Source organism: Halosimplex aquaticum (genome assembly GCF_028747785.1).
GTDB classification, from domain to species: domain Archaea; phylum Halobacteriota; class Halobacteria; order Halobacteriales; family Haloarculaceae; genus Halosimplex; species Halosimplex aquaticum.
This window is the reverse complement of record NZ_CP118158.1, coordinates 4,136,944-4,159,493: the sequence shown is the minus strand read 5'-3', so window position 1 is coordinate 4,159,493 and position 22,550 is coordinate 4,136,944. Positions and strand designations below refer to the sequence as shown.

Genomic DNA, 22,550 nt, shown 5'->3' with positions numbered 1-22,550 from the left:
CGGGATTAAGCCCTCGACGGGCCAACGGCCGCCATGGAGTTCGACCACGCCGGCGTCGCGACCGACGACCGCGACGCGCTCATCGACCTGTACGGGACGATCCTCGACGCCTCTGTCGCCCACGAGGAGACCTTCGGCGAGCTGCGGGTCGCCTTCCTCGATATGGGCAACGGGTTCATCGAACTGCTCGAACCGACGGCCGACGCGCAGGGGCCGATCCCGAACTACCTCGACCAGCGAGGTGCGGGCATCCACCACCTCGCGCTCCGGACCGACGACGTCGGGGACGCACTTGACGCGGCTCGGGCCGCCGGCGTCGAACTCATCGACGAGGAGCCGCGACCGGGCGCGTGGGGCCACGAGGTCGCGTTTCTCCACCCCGAATCGACCGGCGGGATCCTGATCGAGTTCGTCGAGCACTGAGCGAGCGGGGTGAACGGCGCGGCGCGGGCTCACCCCGGGAGCAGGTCTCCCAGCGCGGACCCGATCGCCATCGGGACGAGCGCGACGCTGATCTGACAGACCGCGAGCCACGGCTCCGCCCAGTCGACGCGTCCCCAGGCGGTCATCACGACGACGGCGGTGACCAGCGGGATAGTGAGCACGCCGGTGAACTTCCGCGGGAGGACGCCCAGGATCGGATTGTGAACCCGCACGTCCTGGAAGTCCGCGACGTAGAGGATGCCGATCACGAGCGCGATCGTCAGCGCGTTCGTCAGCACGAAGTAGAGCGGCCGGTCGGCGATGAACAGCCCGACCTCCTCGGTGCCGCCCTCGACGAACATCGGGATGCCGAACAGGAGCGACCCCAGCAGCGCCTCGGCCGCGTCGCTGCGGTCGAACCCGAAGACCAGCCGACCGAACACCGCGGGCTCCTGGACGTCCATCATCATCCGCATGGTCTCGCGGACCTGCTCGCGCTCCTCGTGGTCGTCGACCGTCTCCTCCAGCTCGGCGAGTTCGTCGAACAGGTCGCCCATGTCCGGGCTCTCCGCGTCGGCGCCCCCCTCCCAGTCTACGTCGTCCGGGTACTCGCCCTCCCCGTACCACTCGTCGTCCGCGGGGTCGGCGGGCCGCTCCCGTCCGCGCTCGTCTCGGCCGCTCATCCGCCGTCGACACCGTCCTCCGGGTCGACCGGACTCTCCGCCCGCAGATCGGGCCGGGGGTCGGGGTCGGCGGGTTCGACCGGCTCGCCGCCTTCCCAGACGTAGAATCCCTCGCCGGTCTTGCGGCCCAGGTCCCCGGCCGCCACCTTCTCCCGCAGCACCGGCGGTGGCGTGAACCGCTCGCCCAGCGTCCCCGCGAGGTGTTCGAGCGCGTCGAGCGTCGCGTCCAGCCCGCGCTCGTCCGCCGCCGCGAGCGGCCCGACTGGGTGGTCGTGACCCACCGTCATCGCGCGGTCGACCGCCTCGACGCCGGCGGCCCGCTCGTCGATCATCTGCATCGCCTCGACCGAGAGCGCGAGGCCGAGCCGCGTCGCCGCGAAGCCCGGCGTGTCCCGGACGACGATCGCCTCGCGGCCGAGGCCCTCGACGAAGGAGACGGCCGCTTCGCGCGTGGGCTCTGCGGTCTGTTCGGCGACGACGACCTCGACGAGGGGGGCCTCGGGCGGGTCGACGAAGTGCAGGCCGACCGCGCGGCCGGGGTTCCTGAGCCCGGCGGCGACGGCCGTGACCGACACCGCGGCGCCGCTGGTCGCGATGAACGTCTCGTCGCCGACGCGCTCCTCGACGTCCGCGAAGAGATCCCGGCGGGCCGCGCGGTCGGCGTCGGTCGCCTCGACCACGAGGTCAGCGTCGGCGACCGCGCCGTCCAGCCCCGTCGTGGCTTCGATGCGCCCGACCGCGTCGTCGCGAGCGGCGGCGTCGAGGGTGCCCGCGGTCACGGCGTCGTCCAGTCCGGCCTCGACCGCGTCGATCCCGTCCATGACGACGTTCGCGTCGTCGTCGTGGAGGGTCACCCCGTGCCCGGCGGCGGCACAGCACTGCGCGATACCCCGACCCGTCGCGCCCGCGCCCAGTACGGCAACGTCCATACACCCCATGCGAGCGCCGACCCGATTAAGCGTTGTTGCCCGGATCGGCCACGCACCGTTATGCTATTGGCGTGCTAACAGGTACCATATGCCATACAGCTACGAGCCCCAGTACTTCGAGGCGTTCGAGGAGGGCCAGACGTTCGAGAGCGTCGGCCGCACGGTCACCGAGGCGGACTTCGTCCTCCACTCCGCCTTCACGGGGGACTGGACGGAACTGCACACGAACGCCGAGTACGCCGCGGACGGGCCGTTCGGCGAGCGCATCGCGCAGGGGCCGATGACGTTCGTCCTCGCGACCGGTTTCGTCTACCGCTGCGGGTTCCTCGAACGCCGCGTCGTCGCTTTCCTCGGGATGAACTACATGGACATCCCGGCGCCGGTGTACGCCGGCGACACCGTCGCCGCCAAGTTCGAGGTGACCGAGACGCGCGAACTCTCCAGCCGCGACGACGCCGGCCTCGTCGTCATCGACAGTTCGATGACGAACCAGGACGGCGAGGAAGTGTTCGCCGGTGACATGAAGTTCCTCGTCCGACGCGGCGAGTGAGACGGGCGCGCACACCGTCGGTGGGGCCGCCCTCGCGCCCCGCCGTCCTATCGAGCGACCAATACGAACCGACTGTTCGCCCGGGGGGAACGTCGTCGTCATCCGCATGTCAGACGCGTGTCCCCTGCCGAGCCGTACCCGGGAATCCGCCGCATTCGACGGCCGATGACCCGAATATGTGCGCTTGAGGTCGTTGTGTTGCTTGACATGCGACGGAAGTCGGGCGAAGGGTTTATATGTCCCCAAAATTTGTCTATATAAGAACAATGGAACGGCCGAGCCGCCAGCGCGAGCGCGTGGAGTCCCAGGAGAAAGAGGAGGAAACAGCGGACGAACAGGCCGAAAATCAGCAGTGCCCCGAGTGCGAGTCGTCCGCGCTCGTGACGAGCGCCGACGGGGGCGAGGTCGTCTGCGAAGACTGCGGCCTCATCATCGACGAGGGGAACATCGACCGCGGTCCGGAGTGGCGAGCGTTCAACCACAGCGAGCGACAGGAGAAGTCCCGGGTGGGCGCGCCGACCACCCAGACGATGCACGACAAGGGGCTGACGACCCAGATCGACTGGAAGGACAAGGACGCCTACGGGCGCTCACTGTCCTCGGAGAAGCGCAGTCAGATGCACCGCCTGCGGAAGTGGCAGGAGCGGATCCGGACGAAAGACGCCGGCGAGCGCAACCTCCAGTTCGCGCTCTCAGAGATCGACCGCATGGCCTCCGCGCTGGGCGTCCCGCGCTCGGTCCGCGAAGTCGCCTCGGTCATCTACCGCCGCGCGCTCGACGAGGACCTCATCCGCGGCCGCTCCATCGAGGGCGTCGCCACCGCCTGCCTCTACGCCGCGTGTCGACAGGAGGACATCCCGCGCAGCCTCGAAGAGGTCTCGGAGGTCTCCCGGGTCGAGCAGAAGGAGATCGGCCGCACCTATCGCTACGTCGCCCAGGAGCTCAGCCTCAAGATGGAGCCGGTCGACCCCAAGCAGTACGTCCCCCGGTTCGTCTCCGAGCTCGAACTCAGCGAGGAGGTCCAGGCGAAGGCCAACGAGATCATCGACGTCACCGCCGAGAAGGGCCTGCTCTCGGGCAAGTCCCCCACCGGATACGCCGCCGCGGCCATCTACGCCGCCTCCCTGCTCTGTAACGAGAAGAAGACCCAGCGCGAGGTCGCCGACGTGGCCCAGGTGACGGAAGTCACCATCCGCAACCGGTATCAGGAGCAGATCGAAGCGATGGGCATCCACTGACCGGCGCCCGCCGTCGCCGGCGACCGGCATCGTTCGTCCGACACTGACGGCGTCTGGCCGTCGACTCCATTTTTCGCGCGTCGACCGGAGAGCAGCGGGTATCCGCCGCCGGTCGACGCCAGGTGGGTCCACTAACGGACACTCTCAGGTTCGCGCGCCGGGAGAGACGGACCCGCCGGCAGCGACTGCCGTGCCGACAGTGGCCCGAGAGCGGCCGCTGAGAGCGGTTGAACGTCACCGCCGCGTTGTTCGTCCAGTGACCGATGGCTCCGGCTGGCAGCGGCCAGAGAACGCGAAAACCGATCGCCCGAATCAGTCCGCGGCGTCCGGGCCGTCGCCGATCGACGCGTCCACGTCGGCGACCTCGTCGTTCGCGGCCGCCATGCTCGCGAAGTCGTTGATGACGATGAGGCCGAACCCGACCTTCGCCACCACGTCGATGTAGGTGACGACGAGCGCGGTCGTCTCGGTGTCCATGGCCCCGACGCCCGGCGGCGCGAGCAGCCAGATGACGGGGTAGATCAGCCACAGGACGACGACGAACGAGCGCAGCTTCCGGAAGAGCGCGGCCACGTCGTCGGCGCTCTCGTCGGCGAGCGCCTCGCAGTCGGTGAACAGCAGGTACACGACGCCCGCGAAGCAGGCGCTCCCGACCAGATACAGCGCCCAGTTCAGCGGCGACGCGAGCGTCGCACCGACGAAGCCGAAGACGATCGTCAGCGCCTGCAGCGTCGCCAGGCGGGCGATCAGCCGCGTCGACGCGCCCACGACAAGGGCGATGACCGCCACGTGGATCGGCGTGGTCAGCAGCCAGTCGACGTACCGCGGGACGAAGACGGTCGCGCCGTCCGCCGTGGTGAGGCCGCCGAATCCGAGGGCCATGAGGCCGTACGCGACCGCGGCGATAGCGGGCACGACGGCCGCGAGGGCCAACTGTCGTCGTCGTTCCGTCGGGACGAGGGTCAGTCCGTAGGCCAGCAGGACCGTCCCGACGACCATTCCGAGCGCGCCGATGGTGAACCAGGTTGTGAGTCCGAGCATTGTCAGTCGTCCGTGGCCGCGGTCGCCTCCGATCCCGCGCTCTCGACGCCCGTTCGCGTCTCGAAGCGCGACAGTTCCGTCTCCAGTTCCTCCGCCCGCTCGCGCAGGTCCCGCGCGGAGGTGGACACCTCGTCGATGGACCGGGACTGGTCCTCGGCCGCCCCGGCCACCGTGTCGGCCTCCGTGGCGGTCTGCTGGCTGATAGCCGTCAGGTCGTCGATGGTCCCCATCACCTCCTGGGCGGTACGGGCCTGCTCCTCGGTCGCGTCGTCGATCTCCTGGATACCGGTGTCGACCTCCTCGGTGTACTCGACGATGGTCTCCAGGGCGTCGACGGCCTCCTCGACCGTCGCGACGCCGTCGGTGACCCGCTCGCTGGTCGACTCCATCGTCTCGACCGTCTCGCTCGCCTGCGACTGGATCCCGTCGATGCGGTCCTCGATGTCGCCGGCGGCCTCCTTGGTCTCCTCGGCGAGCCCCTTGATCTCGTCGGCGACGACCGCGAAGCCGGCGCCGTCGCCGTCGGCGTGGGCCGCCTCGATCGACGCGTTGAGCGCCAGCATGTTCGTCTGCTCGACGATCTCGGTGATGACGCTCACGATCTGACCGATCTCGTCGAGCTCGTCGTCCAGGTCGTTGATCGCCCTGACGGTCTCCTCGGTCTCGTCCTCGATGGCGCCCATCTCGCTGATGGCGCGCTGTGCGGCCTCGCGGCCGCCCTCGCCGACCTCGGCGGCCTGCTGGGAGGTCGTCGCGACCTGCTGGGCCGAGGAGGCGACCTGCTGGGCCGTCGCGGAGAGGTTCTCCATCTCACCGGCCGCGCTCTCCAGCCGGTCGGACTGCTCGGTCGTCCCGTCGAAGATCTCGGAGATGGAGTTGGTCACCTGCTCGCTCGCCCGGTCGACCCGCTCGGCGTTGTCGCCGACCTGCTCGCTCGCCGCGGAGACGTCGCCGGCGAAGGACTTCATCCGCGCGATGGTCTCCTCCAGCGCGTCGAGGGCCTCGTTGATGCTCTCGCCGACCGACTGCATCGACCCGTTGTCGCTCTCGGGGTCGGCCCGCCGGGTGAGGTCGCCGTCGGCAGCGGCCGAGAGCACGTCGCCGTACTCGGCGGCCTTGGCTTCCAGGTGGGTCGTCATCGACTCCATCTCGGCGGCCTCCCGCTCGGCGCGCTGGCGGGCGTCTTCGGCCTCGGAGCGGGCCGTCTCGGCCTCGGCCACCTTCTCGCGGATCGAGTCGCGCATGTCCTGGAACGACCGGTAGAGCGTCCCGATCTCGTCCTCGCGGGTCGTCGCGAGGTCGACTTCGAGGTCGCCGTCGGCCATCGCCTGCGCCCGCTGTGAGACGCGGCGCAGCGAGATGACCGTGTTGCTCCCGATGGTCACGCCGACGAGGCCGAGGTTGATGATCGCGAGCAGGACGAGTCCGACGAGGTCGGAGTTGATCTGCGCCCCGAGCGCGTAGGCCGTCGACTTCGCCGAGTGGATCATCACGACCCAGTCTTTGGTCTCCATGAGCGTGCTCGCCATGAGCATGTCCCCGTGGTCCATGAACGTCGTCTCGCCGGGCTCCATCATCGAGGGGTCCATCCCGGCCCCGTCGTGGGAGGTGAGGATCTTACTCGCGTTCGGGTGGGCGACGTACTTGCCGGCCGCGTTGACCACGACGGTCGACGTGTCGGCGTTCGCGTCGGCGAGCGCCTCGGACCGCGCCGCGATGTCGGTCATGAAGACGAGCGCGCGGTTCTCGACGCCGGGCACCGGCGTCACGACGGCGACGACGGGGTGGTCGACCGCCGAGACCGTGAACGGCTCGGAGACGTACGCGTCGTTCGGGCCGTCGAACGTCGGCGGGTCCGTCGCGAACGGCGCGCCCTGTTCGGCCGGGCTCACCCCTTCGAGGTCGTCGTCGGTGCTCTGGGTGAAGGTCATCGACTCCGTGTTCAGGTAGTGGATCGCCACCACGTCCGGCGGGACCGTCCCGGAGTCGACGACCTCGGTCAGTTCGCGGTCGATGGCGTCGCCGTCGCCCGACCGCATCGCCTCCAGACGAGCGGTGAGGACGGCCTCGCGCTGGACGCTCCCGAGCCACGAGTCGAGCTCGTGGGTCCGGGTCTCCGAGAGCGTCTGCAGGTCGGTTTCGACTTCGTCCTGCAGCGTCGCGGAGGCCTGGGTGCTGATGACGGCCCCGAAGCCGACCATCACCACCACCGCGACCGCGAGCGCCAGCCCGAGGCGAGCGGCGTACGACCGCCTGACCGCCGCGGGCAGCAGAGAAGGTGCATCCGATGTCATCGTCCGGTACAGAGGAATACTCCCTGTAAAGCGTTCGTGCGCGATTCTCAGGGCTGATAGCCGCGACACCGGCCGCGCGTTCCGTTAGCCTCGGCGCGGAGAAGTACCATCCCGTCGCGGAGAAGTCTCACCCCGTCGTGGAGAAGTCCCACCCCCCGCGGAGAGACTCAGTCCCCGCCTCAGGCCTCGGGTTCGGCCCAGACCGGGCCCGCCCAGGCCATCCCGCCGTCGGCCTGCTCGACCCGCAGGTAGTAGACGTCCGCGTCGCTGCCGCGCTGATCGTCCCACGCCATCCCGGCGACCGGTTCGTCATCGACGACCTCGCCCGTCTGCGTGAAGGCGTCTAGACCCGCAGACTCGTCGGCGGTGCCCTCGACGACGTGCCAGTCCTCGTTGTTCTTGACGACGGTGACGCGCTCGACCGGCGCCGTGCCGGCGACCAGCCACTCGACGGTGCGGTCGCCGTCGGCCGTGACGGTGCTGTCGTTCTCGCCGACGGCGACCCCGTCGACCGAGAACTCGACGACGGTCCGGTTGGGCTGGCTGGTCGCGTAGACCCGCCGCGAGCGCAGGCTCTCGAAGACGCTCTCGCGGGAGAGGTCCGACGCGTAGAAGCCCGTCAGCCCGCCGGGGTAGCTCCCCTCCTCCCAGATGCGCCAGATGTGGCCCCAGCCGACGCCGTCCTCCCAGACGTCCGCGAGTGAGGGGAGATGGGGCGGCAGGTGGATGTGCGACCGGCCGGGACGAGGCGCGTGGAAGTCAGACGAGCCCATCATGCCGACGCGGTAGCCGAGTTCGTGGGCGTCCTGCACGTAGTGGCCGGGGTCGCCCATCTCGCCCTGGCCCATCTGGACGGGCTTCGGGTTGCCCTCGTCGCGCGGCATCTCGCTGGACCCCCACTGGGAGTACACCTCCACGAGCGGCGCGATGTCGTCGTCGTAGTCCACGTTCGAGAAGTCGAATGGGTACATCGCCTCGGCGGGGTGGTGCGGGATGGCGAGGACGTCGCCGTCGCCCTCCTCGCGCCACGCCTGCAACCGGCGGAAGAGCTTCTCGTAGCGGTTCGTGTCGGTGTCGAGCGAGTCGAACAGCTCGGCGTCGTCGACCCCGTCGAAGTAGACGTTGATGTGGCCGCCCATGTTCGGCTGTTTCGTCCACTCGTAGCCGAACAGCGTCACGAACTCGCCGGGGTCGTGGAAGTGGTTCGTGACGGTCTTCATGTCCTCGAAGTACCGGTTGTGCATCCGGCGGCGCTGGAGCTTCGGCGGGATGAAAAACCCCATCGTGTCGTGGTCGGTGTAGGCGACGACGTCGAGGTCCATCACGTCGCGGCCGAACTCGAAGCCCTTGCTCATCGACCCCGCGCCGTCGGAGAACTGCGAGTGCATGTGGATGTCGCCCCAGTACAGGCGGTACTCGGGCTCGGACTCGAACACCTGCACGGGATTGCTGACGAAGCGGCGCCCCTCCTCGTCGGTGAGGACGAGGTACTGCACGCCAGGCGTCTCGAAGGCTATCCCCTCCTGTTCGGCGACGGCCTCGTCGGTGAGGTCGAAGTCGAGCCGGTCGGGGTGGATCGCGTCGGGGTCGGTGCTCTCGATCGTGAACGCGCCGTCGTACTCCGGGAGCAAGCGGAGGTACTCGTCCCAGACCGACACCGTCGCCGACAGCGGTTCGTCGGCGACGACGCGGGAGGGCAGGACGCACTCGACGTCGTCGAACCGGCGGCGACGGCCGCGCGCGAGGTCCGCGAGCGAGGGTTTGTTGTCTGCGAAGACCTTTACGGACTCGATGGCCTTCGTCAGCATCGGCACCACCGTCGGAGACCTGCGCGCGCGACCCGCCGGACCGACCGACGCCGCCGAGCGCGTATCTGACCGGACATATCACGGACGTACGGCGGCGACGGGATAAGCGTCCCGGCGGCCGCGCGGAGACCCGACCACCCCGTCGCGGGCGCAACCCCGTGCGCGCCGTCGTCGCCGACCCTGAGCACGGGTCGGACTGACTCCCGCACCTGCTGAGCCCGCTCGGCGGCGACGACCGCCGCCCGGAGAACGACCGAAACTCCAGAGGCAGATCAATCCCCGGACGGGCAGTACTCCGGAAAGTCCGTCATCACGCCGTCGACGCCGGCATCGCGAAGCGCCTCGGTCTCGCCGGATCCCCTGACCGTCCAGCCATTTACGTCGAGGCCTGCGTCGTGCGCTCGCTCGACCAGATCGGACGTACACGCGTCGAGGTTCACGTGCAGGAACGAACAGCCCAGTTCCGCCGCCCGCTCGACGGCGCCGTCGCCCTCCCAGACGGCCAGCGCTGTGGGGAGTTCCTCGACCTCGGAGACCGCCTCGGGATCGAACGACGAGACGACGGTCTCGCAGGCCGCGTCGTCGACGATCCGCTCGACGCCCTCGCCGGTCCCGCGCTCTTTCAGTTCGGCGTGGAGGGTCACGCCGTCGGGAATCGCCGCGACGACTTCCTCGACGGTCGGCACCCCGGCGTCGGATCCCTGAACCGACAGGTCCGCGAGTTCCTCGGCAGTGTGGGCGGACACGGGGCCGCTCCCGTCGGTCGTCCGGTCGACGGTCTCGTCGTGGCAGACGACGAGGTCGCCGGAGCCACAGATGCGCACGTCCACCTCGACGGCGTCCGCGCGCGCCGCCGCGTCCTCGACCGCGGGGACGGTGTTCTCGGGATTGACGCCGCAGAAGCCGCGATGGGCGATGCAGTTCACGGATACTCGTTCGGGCGCAGGACCGATAGTGGTTGGCACGACGAGAACGGTGTGGCTGGACTCTACAGCGTTATCCCGAGGAAACTCAGTACAAACGATAGAAGATAGTACCCGGTAGCACCGACGATGATTGCTGTCAGTGTGAGGATGAGGGCTGTTTGAAGGATATGTTTCCAAGGGCGCGTGGAGTCCCCAGAGGACTGTTCGACACTGGTTCCGCTATCTACGTATCCCATTGACTCCAGGGTAGAAGCCGACGACTCGTCGTTCGCGTTCTGCATGGCCTCGACGTTCGCATTTCCCATGTTAGTACCGTTCATACTGTCCATTCCGCCACCGTCGCCGTCGCCGTCCATATTCGTTCGTATATACTAACAGTAATAAGCCTTCTCCGGTGGGAGAGTGAGGGACTGAAAGCCGACAGCGGCGCCACTGCGCTCGAATCGCGACTCACTCGTATCGAACACGCACCTCGGCCGCGACCACCTTTAACCGCCGCCGACCCGAATCCACAACCATGTCAGCCGACTTCGACTTCGGAGACAGCGTGGTGCTCGTGACCGGCGCCGGGGGGACGCTCGGCAGCTCGGTCTGCGAGGTGTTCGCCGACGCGGGGGCGACCGTCTGCGGCGCCGACGTGGTCGACCCCGACAGCGAGAACTTCGAACTCGACACCGACCGCGCCGACTTCTACCGGGGCGACTTCACCGACGAAGACGACGTGGCCGAGACAGTCGAGGCGGTCGTCGACGACCACGGCGGGCTGGACGCACTGGTCAACGTCGCAGGCACGTGGCGCGGCGGGACGCCGATCGACGAGACCGAGGCCGACACGTTCGACTTCCTGATGAACGTGAACCTGAAGACGATGTTCCTCGCCTCGAAGCACGCCATCCCGCACCTCCGCGAGTCCGAGGCCACCGGGCAGGGCGCCATCGTCAGCGTCTCAGCGCGCGCCAGCCTCGAAGGCGGCGAGGGCGACGGGATCTACCGCGCGTCGAAAGCCGGCGTGCGCATCCTCACCGAGACCATCGCCGAGGAGAACCTCGGCGAGGTACGCGCCAACGCGGTCATGCCGAGCGTCATCGACACGCCGGCGAACCGCGAGATGATGCCGGATTCCGACCACGACAAGTGGGTCGATCCGTCGGAGATCGCCGAGACCATTATGTACCTCTGCTCGGACGCCGCGAGCGTCACGAGCGGCGCTGCCGTCCCCGTCTACGGCGAAGCGTAGCGCTACCGCGAAGCGTAGCGCTCCGATGGACACGCAGGAAACTGCCGCTCAACAGCCGCCCGCACCGCCGGCGGCACCGGCGCCCGCGCAACTCGCACCGGCGGCGCTCGCGCCGGCGGCGGCCGCCGCCGCGCCGGTCACCACCGCCGCGTCGTTGTTCCGGCTGTAATCGACGCACTCGCCCCAGGCCACGGGTGCGATGTGGTCGTCGATGTCGTCGGCCTCCAGCATCGCCGACTTGAACGCCGCGGCGTCGAACCCCGTCTCGGTGACGAGTCGGTCTGCCAGCGCCGGCGTGACCGCGATGCGCCGGCACTCCTCGGCTTCGAACAGTTCGTCCCCGTCGAACGTGAACTGCACGTCGTAGTGACGGACGAACACGTCGTCGAAGGCCGGGACCATCGCCCGGATCGCTTCGGTCGCCAGTTCCCAGACGAGATCGTAGTCGGGCGACTCCACGTCCTCGCCCAGCGAGAAGCGGGCGATCGGGACCGTGATCGGCTCCTCGTCGGGCCCCTCGTTGACGACGGCGACGCCGGTCACCGCGCAGTCGTCGATGCCGTACGTCTCGGGCGTGATACGGTTGCGCAGCGCCTCGTGCGCGTCGTCTTCGCGCCGTTGCAGGTCGACGCCTTCCTCGGTGTCGCCGTCGCCGAGCAGTCGTTCCAGCAGGGAGGGCATAGCGTTTCACCTGTCGCCGTGGAACGACATAGCGTCTGGGGTCGTAGCTATTTTGAACGACAGCCGCGGAGCATCGATAGAGATGGTCGAACGAGAGACGTGGGCGACGAGAGTCGGATTCCTCGTCGCCGCGATCGGAAGCGCAGTCGGCCTGGGGAACCTCTGGCAGTTCCCCTTCAAAACGGCCGCGAACGGCGGCGCCGCGTTCGTCGTCTTCTACCTGATAGCCGTCACGCTCATCGGCTTCCCGGCGCTGCTCGCGGAGTTCGTCGTCGGGCGGCGGACCCACCGCAACGTCGTCGGTGCCTTCGAAAACCTGGGCGGGCGGGGCTGGCGAGTCATCGGCGCGGTCGCCCTGTTTACCGGGTTCTGGATCCTCTCGTACTACAACGTCGTCGGCGGATGGGTCCTCCGATACCTCCTCGGGAGCGCGACGGGCGCGTACTTCGGCGACCCCGGCGGATACTTCAACGCGGTCGCCTCAGGCCCAGAAGCCATCGCCGCGCAGGCGGTCTTCCTCGCCATCTCGGTCGGCATCGTTGCGCTCGGCATCGAGAACGGCATCGAGAAGGCGACGAAGGTCATGGTTCCCTCTATCGTCATCCTCATGGTCGCGCTGGCGGCGTGGGCGTTCACGCTCGGCGGCGCTGCCGAAGGGATCCGCTATTTCCTCTCTCCTGACGTCGACTCGCTTCTGTCCAACGCCGGATCGGTCGTCCCCGAAGCCGTCGGCCAGGCGTTCTTCACGCTCTCGCTGGGGATGGGGATCATGATCACCTACGCCTCCTACGTCGGCGAGGACGACAGCCTCCCCGTCGACGGGGGCGTCATCGTCGTCTCGAACACGCTCATCGGCGTGCTCGCCGGGCTGGTCGTGTTCCCCATCCTCTTCGCGGAGGGGATCGACCCCGCCACCGGCGGACCGGCGGCGCTGTTCGACGCGGTCGCCTCGGCGTTCGCGAACCTCCCGGCCGGCCGGATCCTCGGCGTCGTCTTCTTCGGCGTCGTGGCGCTGGCGGCGCTGTCGTCCGCGATCAGCCTCCTCGAAGTCGCCGTCTCCTACGCGACCGACAACTTCAACGTCTCCCGACCGACGCTCTCCGCCGTCTCGGGCGTCGTCCTGTTCCTGCTCGGCCTCCCGTCGACGCTGGACACGGGCGATCCCGGCGGGCCGTCCGCCTGGTTCGTCTGGTTCGACGCGCTGGCGTACAACCTCCTGCTGCCGCTGTCCGTGCTGCTTGTCGTCGTGTTCGTCGGCTGGGTCCTCGGGTGGAACGCGGTCGCGGAACTGCGCGAGGGGACCTCGGACTCGGGGACGCTCGCGACGGTCTGGCTCTGGACGCTCCGGACAGTCGTCTTCTTCGGGATCATCGTGACGCTCTATCTCGGGTTCCAGACGCTCTTCTTCGCCGAGGACGCCGCCTTCTTCGCGCCGTTCTGACCGAGCGGGTCCGCTGGCGGCGTCGTCGGACGCCCCGCTATCGCACCATGTACGGGTCGTCGTCCGGCAGAAATCGACCCAGGTCCGCCCGGCGGACGTAGTCGCGCTGGCGCAGTTCGACGAGCGACTCGACCAGCGCCTCCTCGTCGGCGTCGGACCACTCGGCGGGGTCCTTGACGGGGACGATGAGCCAGCCGCTGCCGGGGATCTCGGTGGCGTGCTGGGACTCCAGGTCCACTTCGTCGGGGGGACGGGCGCTCATGTTCGCGAAGACGTGGCGGGTCGCTCGCTCGCCGACCGGCAGGAGGACGTGGGCCGTGATCGCGCGGATCTCCGAGTCGAAGATGTTCTCCAGGTCGGCGTAGTCCCGTTCGCTCGGGACGCCCTCCGGCACGCAGGGGTAGAGGTACGAGAAGAAGGTCTTCTCGACGACGGGCGGTTCGCCCGTCTCGGCGAGCAGGCCGCCCTCGGCGAGGGCGCGCTGCAGTCGCTCGCTCGCGTCGAACTCCGTGAACGGGTAGCCCGATTCGGCCCCGCCGTGGACGCCGGGGTGGTCGCCGACGACGTGGAAGTCGGCGTTCGCGTCACCGTAGCCGGCGACGAACGGTTCACACGGCGGCGAGAAGCCGAAGGGGTTCGACTGTCGGGCCGTGACGTTCTTCACGTCCGGCCGGAGTGGCGGCGGCGCCTAAACTCCGCCGGTTTCGCGTCCCGGACCGGCCAGCGAGTTCGGGCCGGAGTCGTTCTGGTCGAACCGCTCGCGCAGCCCCGAGACGTACTGGGGCCACCGCAACGCGAGGAAGGTCTTCCCCTGGTGCCGGTCGAGCGCCGCCTCGCTCGTGAACGTCGCCGAAACCGTGTCGTTCTCGGTGTCGACCGTCGAGTCGATCGGTTCGAACGTCTGCGACGTCCGGTTCAACGTGACGAACCGGAGGGTCGACTCGTTTCCGTCGTCGACGGCGGCGTCGTCGTAGTGGACCCGGATCGTGACCGACTCGACGGTGTCGAGCAGGAAGTAATACCGCGCGACCTCGCCGACGCGATAGCGATTCAGGAACTCGTTCCGGAACATCGGATTGGAGTTGACCTCCGGCCCGACGGTGGCGTACCCGTCGAGTTCGCCGTGCGTCGCGGTCACGTCCATCTCCACGCGGCCGTCCTCGCCCGTCGCGTTGTAGGTGCGCGTCACCACGTCGTCGGGGTCGGGCCTGGCGGCGACGGCCTTCGCCTCGCTCAGCCAGTCGGGCGTCGGAACGGTCGTGGACCCGACCTCGGTGAAGCGCCGCCGAGCAGACATGGTGACCCGCTTCTCCCCGGCTTCGACGGTGAGGTTCAGCCGCATGTATTTCACGTATCCCGCGTCGGCGACGACGTAGGTCAGGTCGAACGCGGTGACGTTCTCGGGGTCGAGATCGCTGTTAGACCCCCCGAACGCGGCGTAGGAGTCGACCGTGTAGACGGTTCCGCTGGCGCCGTCGACAGTTCCCGCACCCCGCCGTTCGAGCGCGTCCGTGTCGACGGAACTGATGGAGACGAGGCGCGTCGTATTGAGGGAGTGGCTGCGCTCGGGGCCGAAGTAGTCGCTGGTTCCGGTGCGGCTGAACGTCGCGCCGCTCTCGTTCCGGTATCGCTCCTTCGGGCTCCCGAGGAGCGGTTCGAACTCCGTGTACGCGCGACCGCTCTCGAAGTCGATTCTCGCCTCTCGGGTCTGGGTCAGTTCGTTCGTTCGGCTCCCGCCGCTGACGGTCCGCACGGTGGTCGTGTTGACCGTCACGTTCCCGGCCGCGCGGAGCCGTGTCGCGTGTGCGTTCAGAAAGTCGGTCCCGGTCGGCGTCGGGGTCGCGGTCGGTGACGCCGTGACCGTCGCCTCGGGAGTGGGCGACGGCCCCGAAGCGTCCGTCGGCGTCGCCGCGGCAGTCGCCCGAGGTTCCGCCGTCGGCGTCCCGTCCGTCGTCAACACGCCCTGACATCCCGCAGTCACCGCCAGCGCCCCCACGAGGAGCACCAGCGCCGTCTCTCCCACCGTCGTAGACATACTCCCTACCGTGACAGGACAGATAATCAATATTACGCCTCGGAGACGGCGAGCGCGTCCGGCCGGGCAATCCTTTTTTGCCGGACCTCCGATGTACGCTCATGATCCACTCGGCACCGGTTCGTGGTGGTCCGGCGTGACCCACGACGACGACATCGAGGACCTGCGCGAGCGCAAGGAGCGGGCCCGGAAGGGGGGCGGCGAGGAGCGCATCCAGGCCCAGCACGACCGCGGGAAGATGACCGCCCGCGAGCGGATCGACTACTTCCTCGACGACGGCTCCTTCGTCGAGATCGACCAGCTCCGCGAGCACCGCTCGACCAACTTCGACATGGAGGAGAAGTCGTTCCCCGGCGACGGCGTCGTCACCGGCTACGGGAACGTCGACGGCCGCACCGTCTTCGTGTTCGCCCACGACTTCACGGTCATGGGCGGGTCGCTCGGCGAGGCGTTCGCCCAGAAGGTCTGCAAGGTGATGGACAAGGCCATGGAGACCGGCGCGCCCATCGTCGGCCTCAACGACTCCGCGGGGGCGCGCATCCAGGAGGGCGTCGACGCGCTCGCGGGCTACGCCGACATCTTCCACCGCAACCAGCTCGCCTCCGGTGTGGTGCCCCAGATCTCCGCCATCATGGGCCCCTGTGCCGGCGGCGCGGTGTACTCCCCGGCCATCACGGACTTCATCTTCATGGTCGAGGAGACCAGCCACATGTTCATCACCGGGCCGGACGTCATCGAGACGGTCACCGGCGAGGAGGTCACCTTCGACGAACTCGGCGGCGCCGCCACCCACACCGGCGACTCCGGGGTCGCGCACTTCGCGCCCGCCGCGGAGGAGGAGGCGCTCGACGACATCCGCTACCTCCTCTCGTACCTGCCCGCCAACAACGCCGAGGACCCGCCGCGGGTCGAGCCCTGGGACGACCCCGACCGCGCCGACGAGGGGCTGCGCGACGTCGTCCCGCAGGCGCCGCAGAAGCCCTACGACATGCACGACATCATCGACGGCGTCGTCGACGAGGACTCCTTCTTCGAGGTGGCCGAGCGCTACGCGCGCAACCTGCTGACGGGCTTCGCCCGCCTCGACGGCCGCCCCGTCGGCGTCGTCGCCAACCAGCCGCGGGTCAACGCCGGCACCCTCGACATCGACTCCTCGCTGAAGGGGTCGCGGTTCGTCCGCTTCTGCGACGCGTTCAACATCCCGCTCCTGACGTTCGTCGACGTGCCCGGGTTCATGCCCGGCAAGGACCAGGAGAAGGGGGGCATCATCAAACACGGCGCCAAGCTCCTCTACGCCTACTCCGAGGCGACGGTCCCGCTGATGACCGTCATCACCCGGAAGGCCTACGGCGGCGCCTACGACGTGATGTCCTCGAAACACGTCGGCGCGGACGTGAACTACGCGTGGCCGACCGCAGAGATCGCCGTGATGGGGCCCGAGGGTGCCGTCAACGTCCTCTACGACGACGAACTCGACGCGGCCGAACAGGTGGAGGAGAAACGCCAGGAGCTCATCGACGAGTACCGCGACGCGTTCGCCAACCCCTACACCGCCGCCGAGCGCGGGTTCGTCGACGACGTGCTCGAACCGCCGGAGACCCGCTCGCGACTCATCGGCGACCTCGAAACGCTGGAGAGCAAGCGCAAGGACCACCCCGACCGGAAGCACGGGAACATCCCGCTCTGACGGCCGAGGCTCGATTTTTCAGGCCGATGTCGGCCTGTTCACCAGCCGCCACCCGACGACGCCGCAGAGGGCGAACCCGTAGGCGTTCAGCGACCCGTGGAGCGACACCATCCTGCCGACCCCCAGTCCGAGCGGGTTCGTCCCCGAGAACGCCGCGATGCCGTAGCCGAGCGCCAGGACCATCGACGCCGGGAGCGCGAGCGCCGACACGCCGACCAGCGGGCCCGAACGTGGATCGAGCGTCGGGACGACCCGGACGAGCGCCAGCAGGCCGAAGGCGGCGACCGCAAGGGTGAACGCGCCGACGGCGACGACCTCCACGAGCGGCGAGAAGGAGATGCCGACCGCGATGATCGCCGGGCCGACGAGTATCACGCCGGCGACCGTGCGGGCGAGCCCTTCGAAGCCGCCGAGGTGCCGGCCCGTGACGCCCGCGATCACCGGCAGCGCGAACCCGGCGAAGTGGAAGTGGACCGCGGTGAGCAGGACGATGACGGGGTGGAACCAGAACGTGACCCCGCGGTGGAACAGCACGAGCGCGACCGCCGCGACGACGGTGTACGCCAGCCCGGCGTCGACAAGCGTCTCGGACAGCCGGTTGGGAGCGAAGCCGCGCTCGCGGGCACGGAGAGCGCCTGCGAGCGCCATGAGGCCGGTCACCGGCACCCAGGCCGCGGCGGCGAGCGTCGCGGTGAGTTCCGCGGACGCTACCAGCGACACCAGCACGAACGGAGCCGTGGCCGGCTGCGTCACCGCGACGACCGCGAGGAGCGCGCCCGGAGTCCCGTCGAAGCCGCGCTCTGCGGCCAGGCCGATCCCCAGCGGGACGACCACCAGCGGCGCCAGCGCGAGCGCCCGTTCGACCTCAGAGAGGCCGCCCGCGACGGCCGCCAGCGCCCACAGCGCCGCGCCGGCGACCGCGCTGACGTCGGTGACCGGAACGCCTCGAATCGACGGCATCGGGGCCGCCACTGCGTTCTCGTCGCCTCCGCTCCCGGCGCTCGTCTCGGCGCCCACGCCGCCGCCGACCCCGTCGCTCATGGCGGCAGCGGGTCGATCCCGGTCGTCGGCTTCAGATCGTCCGGAACGACCTCCATCTCCCGCTGCTCCTGGGTGAACGACCCGCGGTAGCCGAGGACGTGCCCGGCCAGCCCGCTCTCGACGGTTGCGGTGACGTAGAAGCACTCGTCGCCCTCGTCGTAGCGGTCCCGGACGGTCACGTCGACCGCCAGCGGGCCGGGCGTCGGCAGGTAGCGCCCGCCGACTCTCGTCCACTGCTTGCCGCCCTCGACGACGAGCGCGCCGTCCTCGACGCGCGGGTGCAGTTCCGAGACGACGTGGCCGCCCGTCCCGAGGAAGTCGAACAGGCGCTCGCGTTCAGCGTCCCAGACCGTCAGCGAGTCGAACCGCCGGACCCGCCCGTCGAAGTCGAACTCGCGACGGGTCGTCAGCGCCTCGTAGCCCGCCGGGTCGCGGAAGCCGGCCGTCGTCACCGAGAAGGGGATCTCGGTCCCCGACTCCGGGAAGAGGAGGTTCCGCAGGGGCATCGCGTAGAGGACCGGCAGCGCGAGCGTCCCGCGGGTGATGTCCATCACGCCCCGTCCGACCGTCGCGTAGGCGTCCTCCGGCCCGAGGCCGTAGCGGTCCCGCACTTTCGGATGCAGGTCGTCGGCCTCGTCTCCGAGCGCGTACTCGTAGACCCCCGTCACGTCGCCACCCCTCGCCGCCCCGAACAATCAGTCACCATACGTGTCGTGGATCCGCCAGGGACAAAACCGTTGATATGTCCGCCCTCGCCCGGCGAACTGCCGGAACCAGCTCGGTAACCTCACTCGTCTCGCAGGAGCGCGTCGTCGCCGTGGAGCTCACGGAGTTCTCGCAGGTACTGCTGCTGTTCGCGGACGCCCGCCGTCGGCTCCGCGTAGGCGTGCTCGAACCACTCGTCCACGTCCGGTTCGTACGCCTCCGCGCCCTCGATCAGGTCGGCCACGCGCTCGCGGTTGCGCTCCTCGATGGCCTCGACCCGCTCGTCGTCCAGCAGGTCCCGGTCCCGGAGGAACGCTTCCATCCTGGGTATCGGGTCGCGCTCTCTCCACCGCTCGACATCGGCGTCGTCGCGGTACTTCGACGGATCGTCGGCGGTCGTGTGCGCGCCGTAGCGGTACATCTCCGCCTCGATCAGCGTCGGTCGCAGTTCGCCCTCGTCCGGGTCGCGAGCCTTCTGGACGGCGGCCTCGGTCACCTGATACACCGCGAGGGGGTCCATCCCGTCGACGCGGACGCCGTCGAACCCGTAGGCGTCGGCCTTCTCGGCGATGGTCGCGCTGGCCGTCTGGCGCTCGCGGGGCACCGAGATGGCGTACTGGTTGTTGTTGCAGAAGAATATCGCCGGCGCGTCGAAGACGCCCGCGAAGTTCAGCGCCTCGTGGAAGTCTCCCTCGCTCGTGGCGCCGTCGCCGAAGTGACAGCAGGCGACCCGGTCGTCGCCCTGGAGTCGGGCGGCCCACGCCATCCCCGTCGCGTGGGGGAGGTGGCTCGCGATAGAGATGTTCAGCGGGAAGATGTTGCGCGAGGCCAGCCACGCGTTGCCGACCTCGTGGCCCTTCCAGTACAGCAGGTACTCCGGTTCGATGCCGCGGGCGACGACGGCGCCGTGCTCGCGGTACTGGTCGAGGATCCAGTCGTCGTCGCGCAGGGCGTGGGTCGACCCGATCTGGGCGCCCTCCTGTCCGGCCAGCGGCGGGTACGTCCCCAGGCGGCCCTGGCGCTGGAGACTCACCGCCCGCTCGTCGAGGTGGCGGGCCAGCCGCATCTGGGCGTACATGTCGACGAGGGTCTCGTCGGACAGGTCGGGGACGGTCGCGCCGTCGCGGACGCGCCCCTCCTGGTCGAGGACCTGCACGAGGTCGTCGTCGGGCGAGACTGGTCGCTCGTCGCTCACTGTGGAGGCGAACGCGGACGGCGGGTAAAACCGTTTTCCCGACCGGGACGGTCGGGCGCGGTCGACCTGGCGCGACGGTTGAAGCGCTCAGCCGCTCCCGGCGACTGGTCGGACCCGCGACTCCGATTAGATTTAAAGGGCGACGCGCGGTACAGAGGAGTATGTTCGAGAAGGTCCTCGTCGCCAACCGCGGCGAGATCGCCGTCCGCGTCATGCGCGCTTGCGAGGAGCTCGGGGTCGGGACGGTCGCCGTCTACAGCGAGGCCGATAAACACGCCGGCCACGTCCGCTACGCCGACGAGGCCTACAACGTCGGCCCCGCCCGCGCGGCCGACTCCTACAACGACCAGGAGGCGATCCTCGAGGCCGCCGAGCAGGCCGGCGCCGACGCCATCCATCCCGGCTACGGGTTCATGGCCGAGAACGCCGAGTTCGCCGCCAAGGTCGAGGAGACCGAGGGAATCACGTGGGTCGGCCCGTCCAGCGAGGCGATGGAACGCCTCGGCGAGAAGACCCACGCCCGCAAGGTGATGCAAGAAGCCGACGTGCCGATCGTCCCCGGCACGACCGAACCCGTCGAGGACCCCGAGGAGATCGTCGAGTTCGGCGAGGAACACGGCTTTCCGGTCCTCATCAAGGCCGAGGGCGGGGGCGGCGGCATGGGCCAGGAGGTCGTCGAAAGCGCCGATCAGGCCGAGGAGGCGCTGAACACCGCCCAGCGCGAGGGCGAGGCGTACTTCTCGAACGCCTCCGTCTACATCGAGCGGTTCCTCGACAACGCCAGGCACGTCGAGGTGCAGATCATCGCGGACAAACATGGCAACGTCCGCCACGTCGGCGAGCGGGACTGCTCGCTCCAGCGCCGCCAGCAGAAGGTCATCGAGGAGGGCCCCTCGCCCGCGCTCACCGACGACCTCCGCGAGCAGATCCGGGAAGCGGCCCGCCGGGGCGCCGACGCCGGGGACTACTACAACGCCGGCACCTTCGAGTTCCTCGTCGAGGACGAGGAGCGCAACGACGAGGGGCTGCTCGACGCCGACACCGACTTCTTCTTCCTCGAAGTCAACACGCGCATCCAGGTCGAACACACCGTCACGGAGGAGCTGACGGACATCGACCTCGTGAAGTGGCAGATCCGGATCGCCTCCGGGGAGGAACTCACCTTCGAGCAGGACGAGGTGGAACTGGAGGGCCACGCGATGGAGTTCCGGATCAACGCCGAGAACGCCGCCAACGACTTCGCGCCGGCCACCGGCGGCGAGTACGAGGTCTACGACACGCCGGGCGGCATCGGCGTCCGGGTCGACGACGCCCACCGACAGGGCGACGATCTGGTCACCGACTACGACTCGATGGTCGCGAAGCTCATCACCTGGGGCGAGGACCGCGAGGAGTGCATCGCCCGCGGAAAGCGTGCCCTCGCCGACTACACCATCGAGGGCTTCCCCACGATCATCCCGTTCCACCGGCTGATGCTCACCGACGAGACGTTCCTCGAAGGCCGCCACACCACGAAGTACCTCGACGAGGACCTCGACCCCGAGCGCATCGACGAAGCACAGGAGCGCTGGGGCAGTGGGAGCGAGCCGAGCGGCGGCGACGACGAGGAAGAGGTCGTCGAGCGCGAGTTCACCGTCGAGGTCAACGGCAAGCGCTTCGAGGTCGACCTCGAAGAGCGCGGCGCGCCGGCCATCCCGACCGGCGGCGACGGGGCCGGAAGCGGCGGCCAGGCCCAGCGGCCCCAGCCGGGTGGTGGCAGTTCCGACAGCGACTCCGGCGGCGTCGCCGCCGAGGGCCAGGAGATCGCGGCGGAGATGCAGGGGACGATCCTGGAGGTCAACGTCGCCGAGGGCGACGAGGTGGCCGCCGGTGACGTGCTCTGCGTCCTCGAAGCGATGAAGATGGAGAACGACATCGTCGCCGAGAGCGCCGGCACCGTCACCCACGTCGAGGTCAGCGAGGGCGAGTCCGTCGACATGGGCGACACGATGTTCGTCCTCGACTGATCCCGCGTCGGGCGGCGACACCGAAGAACCGCCCTGCGGCGTTCGCCGCCGTCGAACGGCGACTCGTCCGGAGGCAGCGGCGCAGCGAGGCGCTGGGTGACCCGCTGGATCAGCCGTCGAGACAGACGTCGGCGTCGAACGCCACCGTGCCGTCTCTGACGGCGTCGACGAACTCCCACGGGTAGTAGTGCGTCCAGCCGTCGACGTGAGAGCGGTCGACGTCGTCGACGACGACGTGATCGGTCGCGCCGTCGCGGAGGTCGGCGAGCAAGCGGAGGCGCTCGTCACGCGGGGGCATCATCCCGGAGTCGACGCGCGGGGCCGTCGCGGCGAACATCGCCCGGAGTCCCGGGGCGTCGTGGAGGTGCCACTCGATCCGCATCATCGCCGCGAGGACGCGCGGCCGGACCCGACTGACGCCGAGTTCCGCGAGCAGTTCCGGGACGCCCGGAACGCTCGCCTCGTGGCGCAGCCGCTGGTTGCCGATGGCCCACACTTCGACCGCGTCGCCGTCGTCGAGCGCCTTCAGCCACGCCAGCGGGACGGCCTCGCGCTCCGCCGGCGGGTTGACGTCGACGGTCTCGTCGCGGTCGACGGCGAGGATCGTCGTCATCTATCGGAACGAACGGA

General features: G+C 69.2%; 21 protein-coding genes. 7 read left to right on the top strand and 14 right to left on the bottom strand.

Going from position 1 to position 22,550, the window contains the following annotated elements; all coding sequences use genetic code 11:
- The first annotated feature begins 33 nt into the window (after positions 1-33).
- A complete protein-coding gene (gene mce, locus PSC72_RS20410; protein ID WP_274323264.1) occupies positions 34-423 on the top strand; it encodes a methylmalonyl-CoA epimerase in 390 nt (129 codons plus the stop codon).
- A 29-nt stretch (positions 424-452) separates the two neighbouring features.
- Here mce and PSC72_RS20405 read toward each other — a convergent pair whose 3' ends face one another.
- The gene (locus PSC72_RS20405; RefSeq protein WP_274326204.1) at positions 453-980 is read right to left on the bottom strand and encodes a DUF2391 family protein; all 528 of its coding nucleotides are present in this window, start codon (positions 978-980) and stop codon (positions 453-455) included.
- A gap of 122 nt (positions 981-1,102) precedes the next feature.
- Positions 1,103-2,035 (bottom strand): 3-hydroxyacyl-CoA dehydrogenase family protein, encoded by a 933-nt coding sequence (locus tag PSC72_RS20400; RefSeq protein WP_274323263.1) that lies wholly within the window; start codon positions 2,033-2,035, stop codon positions 1,103-1,105.
- 88 nt (positions 2,036-2,123) lie between these two features.
- On the opposite strand from PSC72_RS20400, the gene PSC72_RS20395 reads away from it, so the two are divergent.
- Both PSC72_RS20395 and PSC72_RS20390 read left to right on the top strand, forming a co-directional pair.
- Entirely contained in the window at positions 2,124-2,585 is a 462-nt protein-coding gene (locus PSC72_RS20395) for a MaoC/PaaZ C-terminal domain-containing protein (protein ID WP_274323262.1), read from the top strand.
- A gap of 266 nt (positions 2,586-2,851) precedes the next feature.
- Complete coding sequence (locus PSC72_RS20390) at positions 2,852-3,823, top strand: transcription initiation factor IIB (protein WP_274323261.1); 972 nt, start codon at positions 2,852-2,854, stop codon at positions 3,821-3,823.
- 312 nt (positions 3,824-4,135) lie between these two features.
- Here the strand turns inward: PSC72_RS20390 and PSC72_RS20385 are convergent, their stop codons facing one another.
- The 5 genes from PSC72_RS20385 to PSC72_RS20365 all read right to left on the bottom strand — a co-directional run bounded on the left by PSC72_RS20385 (position 4,136) and on the right by PSC72_RS20365 (position 10,248).
- A complete protein-coding gene (locus PSC72_RS20385; RefSeq protein ID WP_274323260.1) occupies positions 4,136-4,864 on the bottom strand; it encodes a bacteriorhodopsin in 729 nt (242 codons plus the stop codon).
- A 2-nt stretch (positions 4,865-4,866) separates the two neighbouring features.
- Positions 4,867-7,158 (bottom strand): methyl-accepting chemotaxis protein, encoded by a 2,292-nt coding sequence (locus tag PSC72_RS20380; protein ID WP_274323259.1) that lies wholly within the window; start codon positions 7,156-7,158, stop codon positions 4,867-4,869.
- Between the two features lie 179 nt (positions 7,159-7,337).
- Positions 7,338-8,966 (bottom strand): DUF3604 domain-containing protein, encoded by a 1,629-nt coding sequence (locus PSC72_RS20375; RefSeq protein ID WP_274323258.1) that lies wholly within the window; start codon positions 8,964-8,966, stop codon positions 7,338-7,340.
- A gap of 272 nt (positions 8,967-9,238) precedes the next feature.
- Entirely contained in the window at positions 9,239-9,892 is a 654-nt protein-coding gene (locus tag PSC72_RS20370) for a glycerophosphodiester phosphodiesterase (RefSeq protein ID WP_274323257.1), read from the bottom strand.
- A gap of 62 nt (positions 9,893-9,954) precedes the next feature.
- Complete coding sequence (locus PSC72_RS20365) at positions 9,955-10,248, bottom strand: hypothetical protein (RefSeq protein ID WP_274323256.1); 294 nt, start codon at positions 10,246-10,248, stop codon at positions 9,955-9,957.
- A 161-nt stretch (positions 10,249-10,409) separates the two neighbouring features.
- Between PSC72_RS20365 and PSC72_RS20360 the strand changes: the two genes are divergently transcribed.
- Positions 10,410-11,129 carry an SDR family oxidoreductase gene (locus tag PSC72_RS20360; protein WP_274323255.1) on the top strand — a complete coding sequence of 240 codons (720 nt, stop codon included), beginning with the start codon at positions 10,410-10,412 and terminating at the stop codon, positions 11,127-11,129.
- 48 nt (positions 11,130-11,177) lie between these two features.
- Here the strand turns inward: PSC72_RS20360 and PSC72_RS20355 are convergent, their stop codons facing one another.
- Positions 11,178-11,810, bottom strand: coding sequence for a hypothetical protein (locus tag PSC72_RS20355; RefSeq protein ID WP_274323254.1), 633 nt, complete (start codon positions 11,808-11,810; stop codon positions 11,178-11,180).
- A gap of 82 nt (positions 11,811-11,892) precedes the next feature.
- Here PSC72_RS20355 and PSC72_RS20350 point away from each other — a divergent pair, with 82 nt between their 5' ends.
- Positions 11,893-13,251 (top strand): sodium-dependent transporter, encoded by a 1,359-nt coding sequence (locus PSC72_RS20350; RefSeq protein ID WP_274323253.1) that lies wholly within the window; start codon positions 11,893-11,895, stop codon positions 13,249-13,251.
- A gap of 37 nt (positions 13,252-13,288) precedes the next feature.
- Here PSC72_RS20350 and PSC72_RS20345 read toward each other — a convergent pair whose 3' ends face one another.
- Together PSC72_RS20345 and PSC72_RS20340 are read right to left on the bottom strand one after the other, a co-directional pair.
- Positions 13,289-13,915, bottom strand: coding sequence for a uracil-DNA glycosylase family protein (locus tag PSC72_RS20345; RefSeq protein WP_274323252.1), 627 nt, complete (start codon positions 13,913-13,915; stop codon positions 13,289-13,291).
- A 24-nt stretch (positions 13,916-13,939) separates the two neighbouring features.
- Positions 13,940-15,286 carry a DUF7537 family lipoprotein gene (locus PSC72_RS20340; protein WP_274323251.1) on the bottom strand — a complete coding sequence of 449 codons (1,347 nt, stop codon included), beginning with the start codon at positions 15,284-15,286 and terminating at the stop codon, positions 13,940-13,942.
- A gap of 136 nt (positions 15,287-15,422) precedes the next feature.
- On the opposite strand from PSC72_RS20340, the gene PSC72_RS20335 reads away from it, so the two are divergent.
- Complete coding sequence (locus tag PSC72_RS20335) at positions 15,423-16,973, top strand: acyl-CoA carboxylase subunit beta (protein ID WP_274323250.1); 1,551 nt, start codon at positions 15,423-15,425, stop codon at positions 16,971-16,973.
- An 18-nt stretch (positions 16,974-16,991) separates the two neighbouring features.
- On the opposite strand, the gene PSC72_RS20330 is transcribed toward PSC72_RS20335, so the two are convergent.
- The 3 genes from PSC72_RS20330 to pdhA all read right to left on the bottom strand — a co-directional run bounded on the left by PSC72_RS20330 (position 16,992) and on the right by pdhA (position 19,914).
- Positions 16,992-18,014 (bottom strand): YndJ family protein, encoded by a 1,023-nt coding sequence (locus PSC72_RS20330; protein WP_328518166.1) that lies wholly within the window; start codon positions 18,012-18,014, stop codon positions 16,992-16,994.
- Entirely contained in the window at positions 18,011-18,682 is a 672-nt protein-coding gene (locus tag PSC72_RS20325) for a DUF4166 domain-containing protein (RefSeq protein ID WP_274323249.1), read from the bottom strand. Before PSC72_RS20325 ends, PSC72_RS20330 begins: the two co-directional genes overlap by 4 nt.
- Before the next feature lie 119 nt (positions 18,683-18,801).
- A complete protein-coding gene (gene pdhA, locus PSC72_RS20320; protein WP_274323248.1) occupies positions 18,802-19,914 on the bottom strand; it encodes a pyruvate dehydrogenase (acetyl-transferring) E1 component subunit alpha in 1,113 nt (370 codons plus the stop codon).
- A gap of 161 nt (positions 19,915-20,075) precedes the next feature.
- Between pdhA and PSC72_RS20315 the strand changes: the two genes are divergently transcribed.
- Positions 20,076-21,920 carry an acetyl/propionyl/methylcrotonyl-CoA carboxylase subunit alpha gene (locus PSC72_RS20315; RefSeq protein ID WP_274323247.1) on the top strand — a complete coding sequence of 615 codons (1,845 nt, stop codon included), beginning with the start codon at positions 20,076-20,078 and terminating at the stop codon, positions 21,918-21,920.
- A gap of 109 nt (positions 21,921-22,029) precedes the next feature.
- Here the strand turns inward: PSC72_RS20315 and PSC72_RS20310 are convergent, their stop codons facing one another.
- Positions 22,030-22,533, bottom strand: coding sequence for an adaptin protein (locus tag PSC72_RS20310; RefSeq protein WP_274323246.1), 504 nt, complete (start codon positions 22,531-22,533; stop codon positions 22,030-22,032).
- Between the last annotated feature and the right edge of the window lie 17 nt (positions 22,534-22,550).

Coding starts and splice junctions, on each gene's coding strand:
- PSC72_RS20380 (WP_274323259.1), bottom strand. CDS start 7,158: ATGACATCGGATGCACCTTCTCTGCTGCCCGCGGCGGTCAGGCGGTCG.
- PSC72_RS20360 (WP_274323255.1), top strand. CDS start 10,410: ATGTCAGCCGACTTCGACTTCGGAGACAGCGTGGTGCTCGTGACCGGC.
- PSC72_RS20375 (WP_274323258.1), bottom strand. CDS start 8,966: ATGCTGACGAAGGCCATCGAGTCCGTAAAGGTCTTCGCAGACAACAAA.
- PSC72_RS20365 (WP_274323256.1), bottom strand. CDS start 10,248: ATGGACGGCGACGGCGACGGTGGCGGAATGGACAGTATGAACGGTACT.
- PSC72_RS20355 (WP_274323254.1), bottom strand. CDS start 11,810: ATGCCCTCCCTGCTGGAACGACTGCTCGGCGACGGCGACACCGAGGAA.
- PSC72_RS20405 (WP_274326204.1), bottom strand. CDS start 980: ATGGGCGACCTGTTCGACGAACTCGCCGAGCTGGAGGAGACGGTCGAC.
- PSC72_RS20350 (WP_274323253.1), top strand. CDS start 11,893: ATGGTCGAACGAGAGACGTGGGCGACGAGAGTCGGATTCCTCGTCGCC.
- mce (WP_274323264.1), top strand. CDS start 34: ATGGAGTTCGACCACGCCGGCGTCGCGACCGACGACCGCGACGCGCTC.
- PSC72_RS20390 (WP_274323261.1), top strand. CDS start 2,852: ATGGAACGGCCGAGCCGCCAGCGCGAGCGCGTGGAGTCCCAGGAGAAA.
- PSC72_RS20310 (WP_274323246.1), bottom strand. CDS start 22,533: ATGACGACGATCCTCGCCGTCGACCGCGACGAGACCGTCGACGTCAAC.
- PSC72_RS20315 (WP_274323247.1), top strand. CDS start 20,076: ATGTTCGAGAAGGTCCTCGTCGCCAACCGCGGCGAGATCGCCGTCCGC.
- PSC72_RS20400 (WP_274323263.1), bottom strand. CDS start 2,035: ATGGACGTTGCCGTACTGGGCGCGGGCGCGACGGGTCGGGGTATCGCG.
- PSC72_RS20385 (WP_274323260.1), bottom strand. CDS start 4,864: ATGCTCGGACTCACAACCTGGTTCACCATCGGCGCGCTCGGAATGGTC.
- PSC72_RS20340 (WP_274323251.1), bottom strand. CDS start 15,286: ATGTCTACGACGGTGGGAGAGACGGCGCTGGTGCTCCTCGTGGGGGCG.
- PSC72_RS20395 (WP_274323262.1), top strand. CDS start 2,124: ATGCCATACAGCTACGAGCCCCAGTACTTCGAGGCGTTCGAGGAGGGC.
- PSC72_RS20330 (WP_328518166.1), bottom strand. CDS start 18,014: ATGAGCGACGGGGTCGGCGGCGGCGTGGGCGCCGAGACGAGCGCCGGG.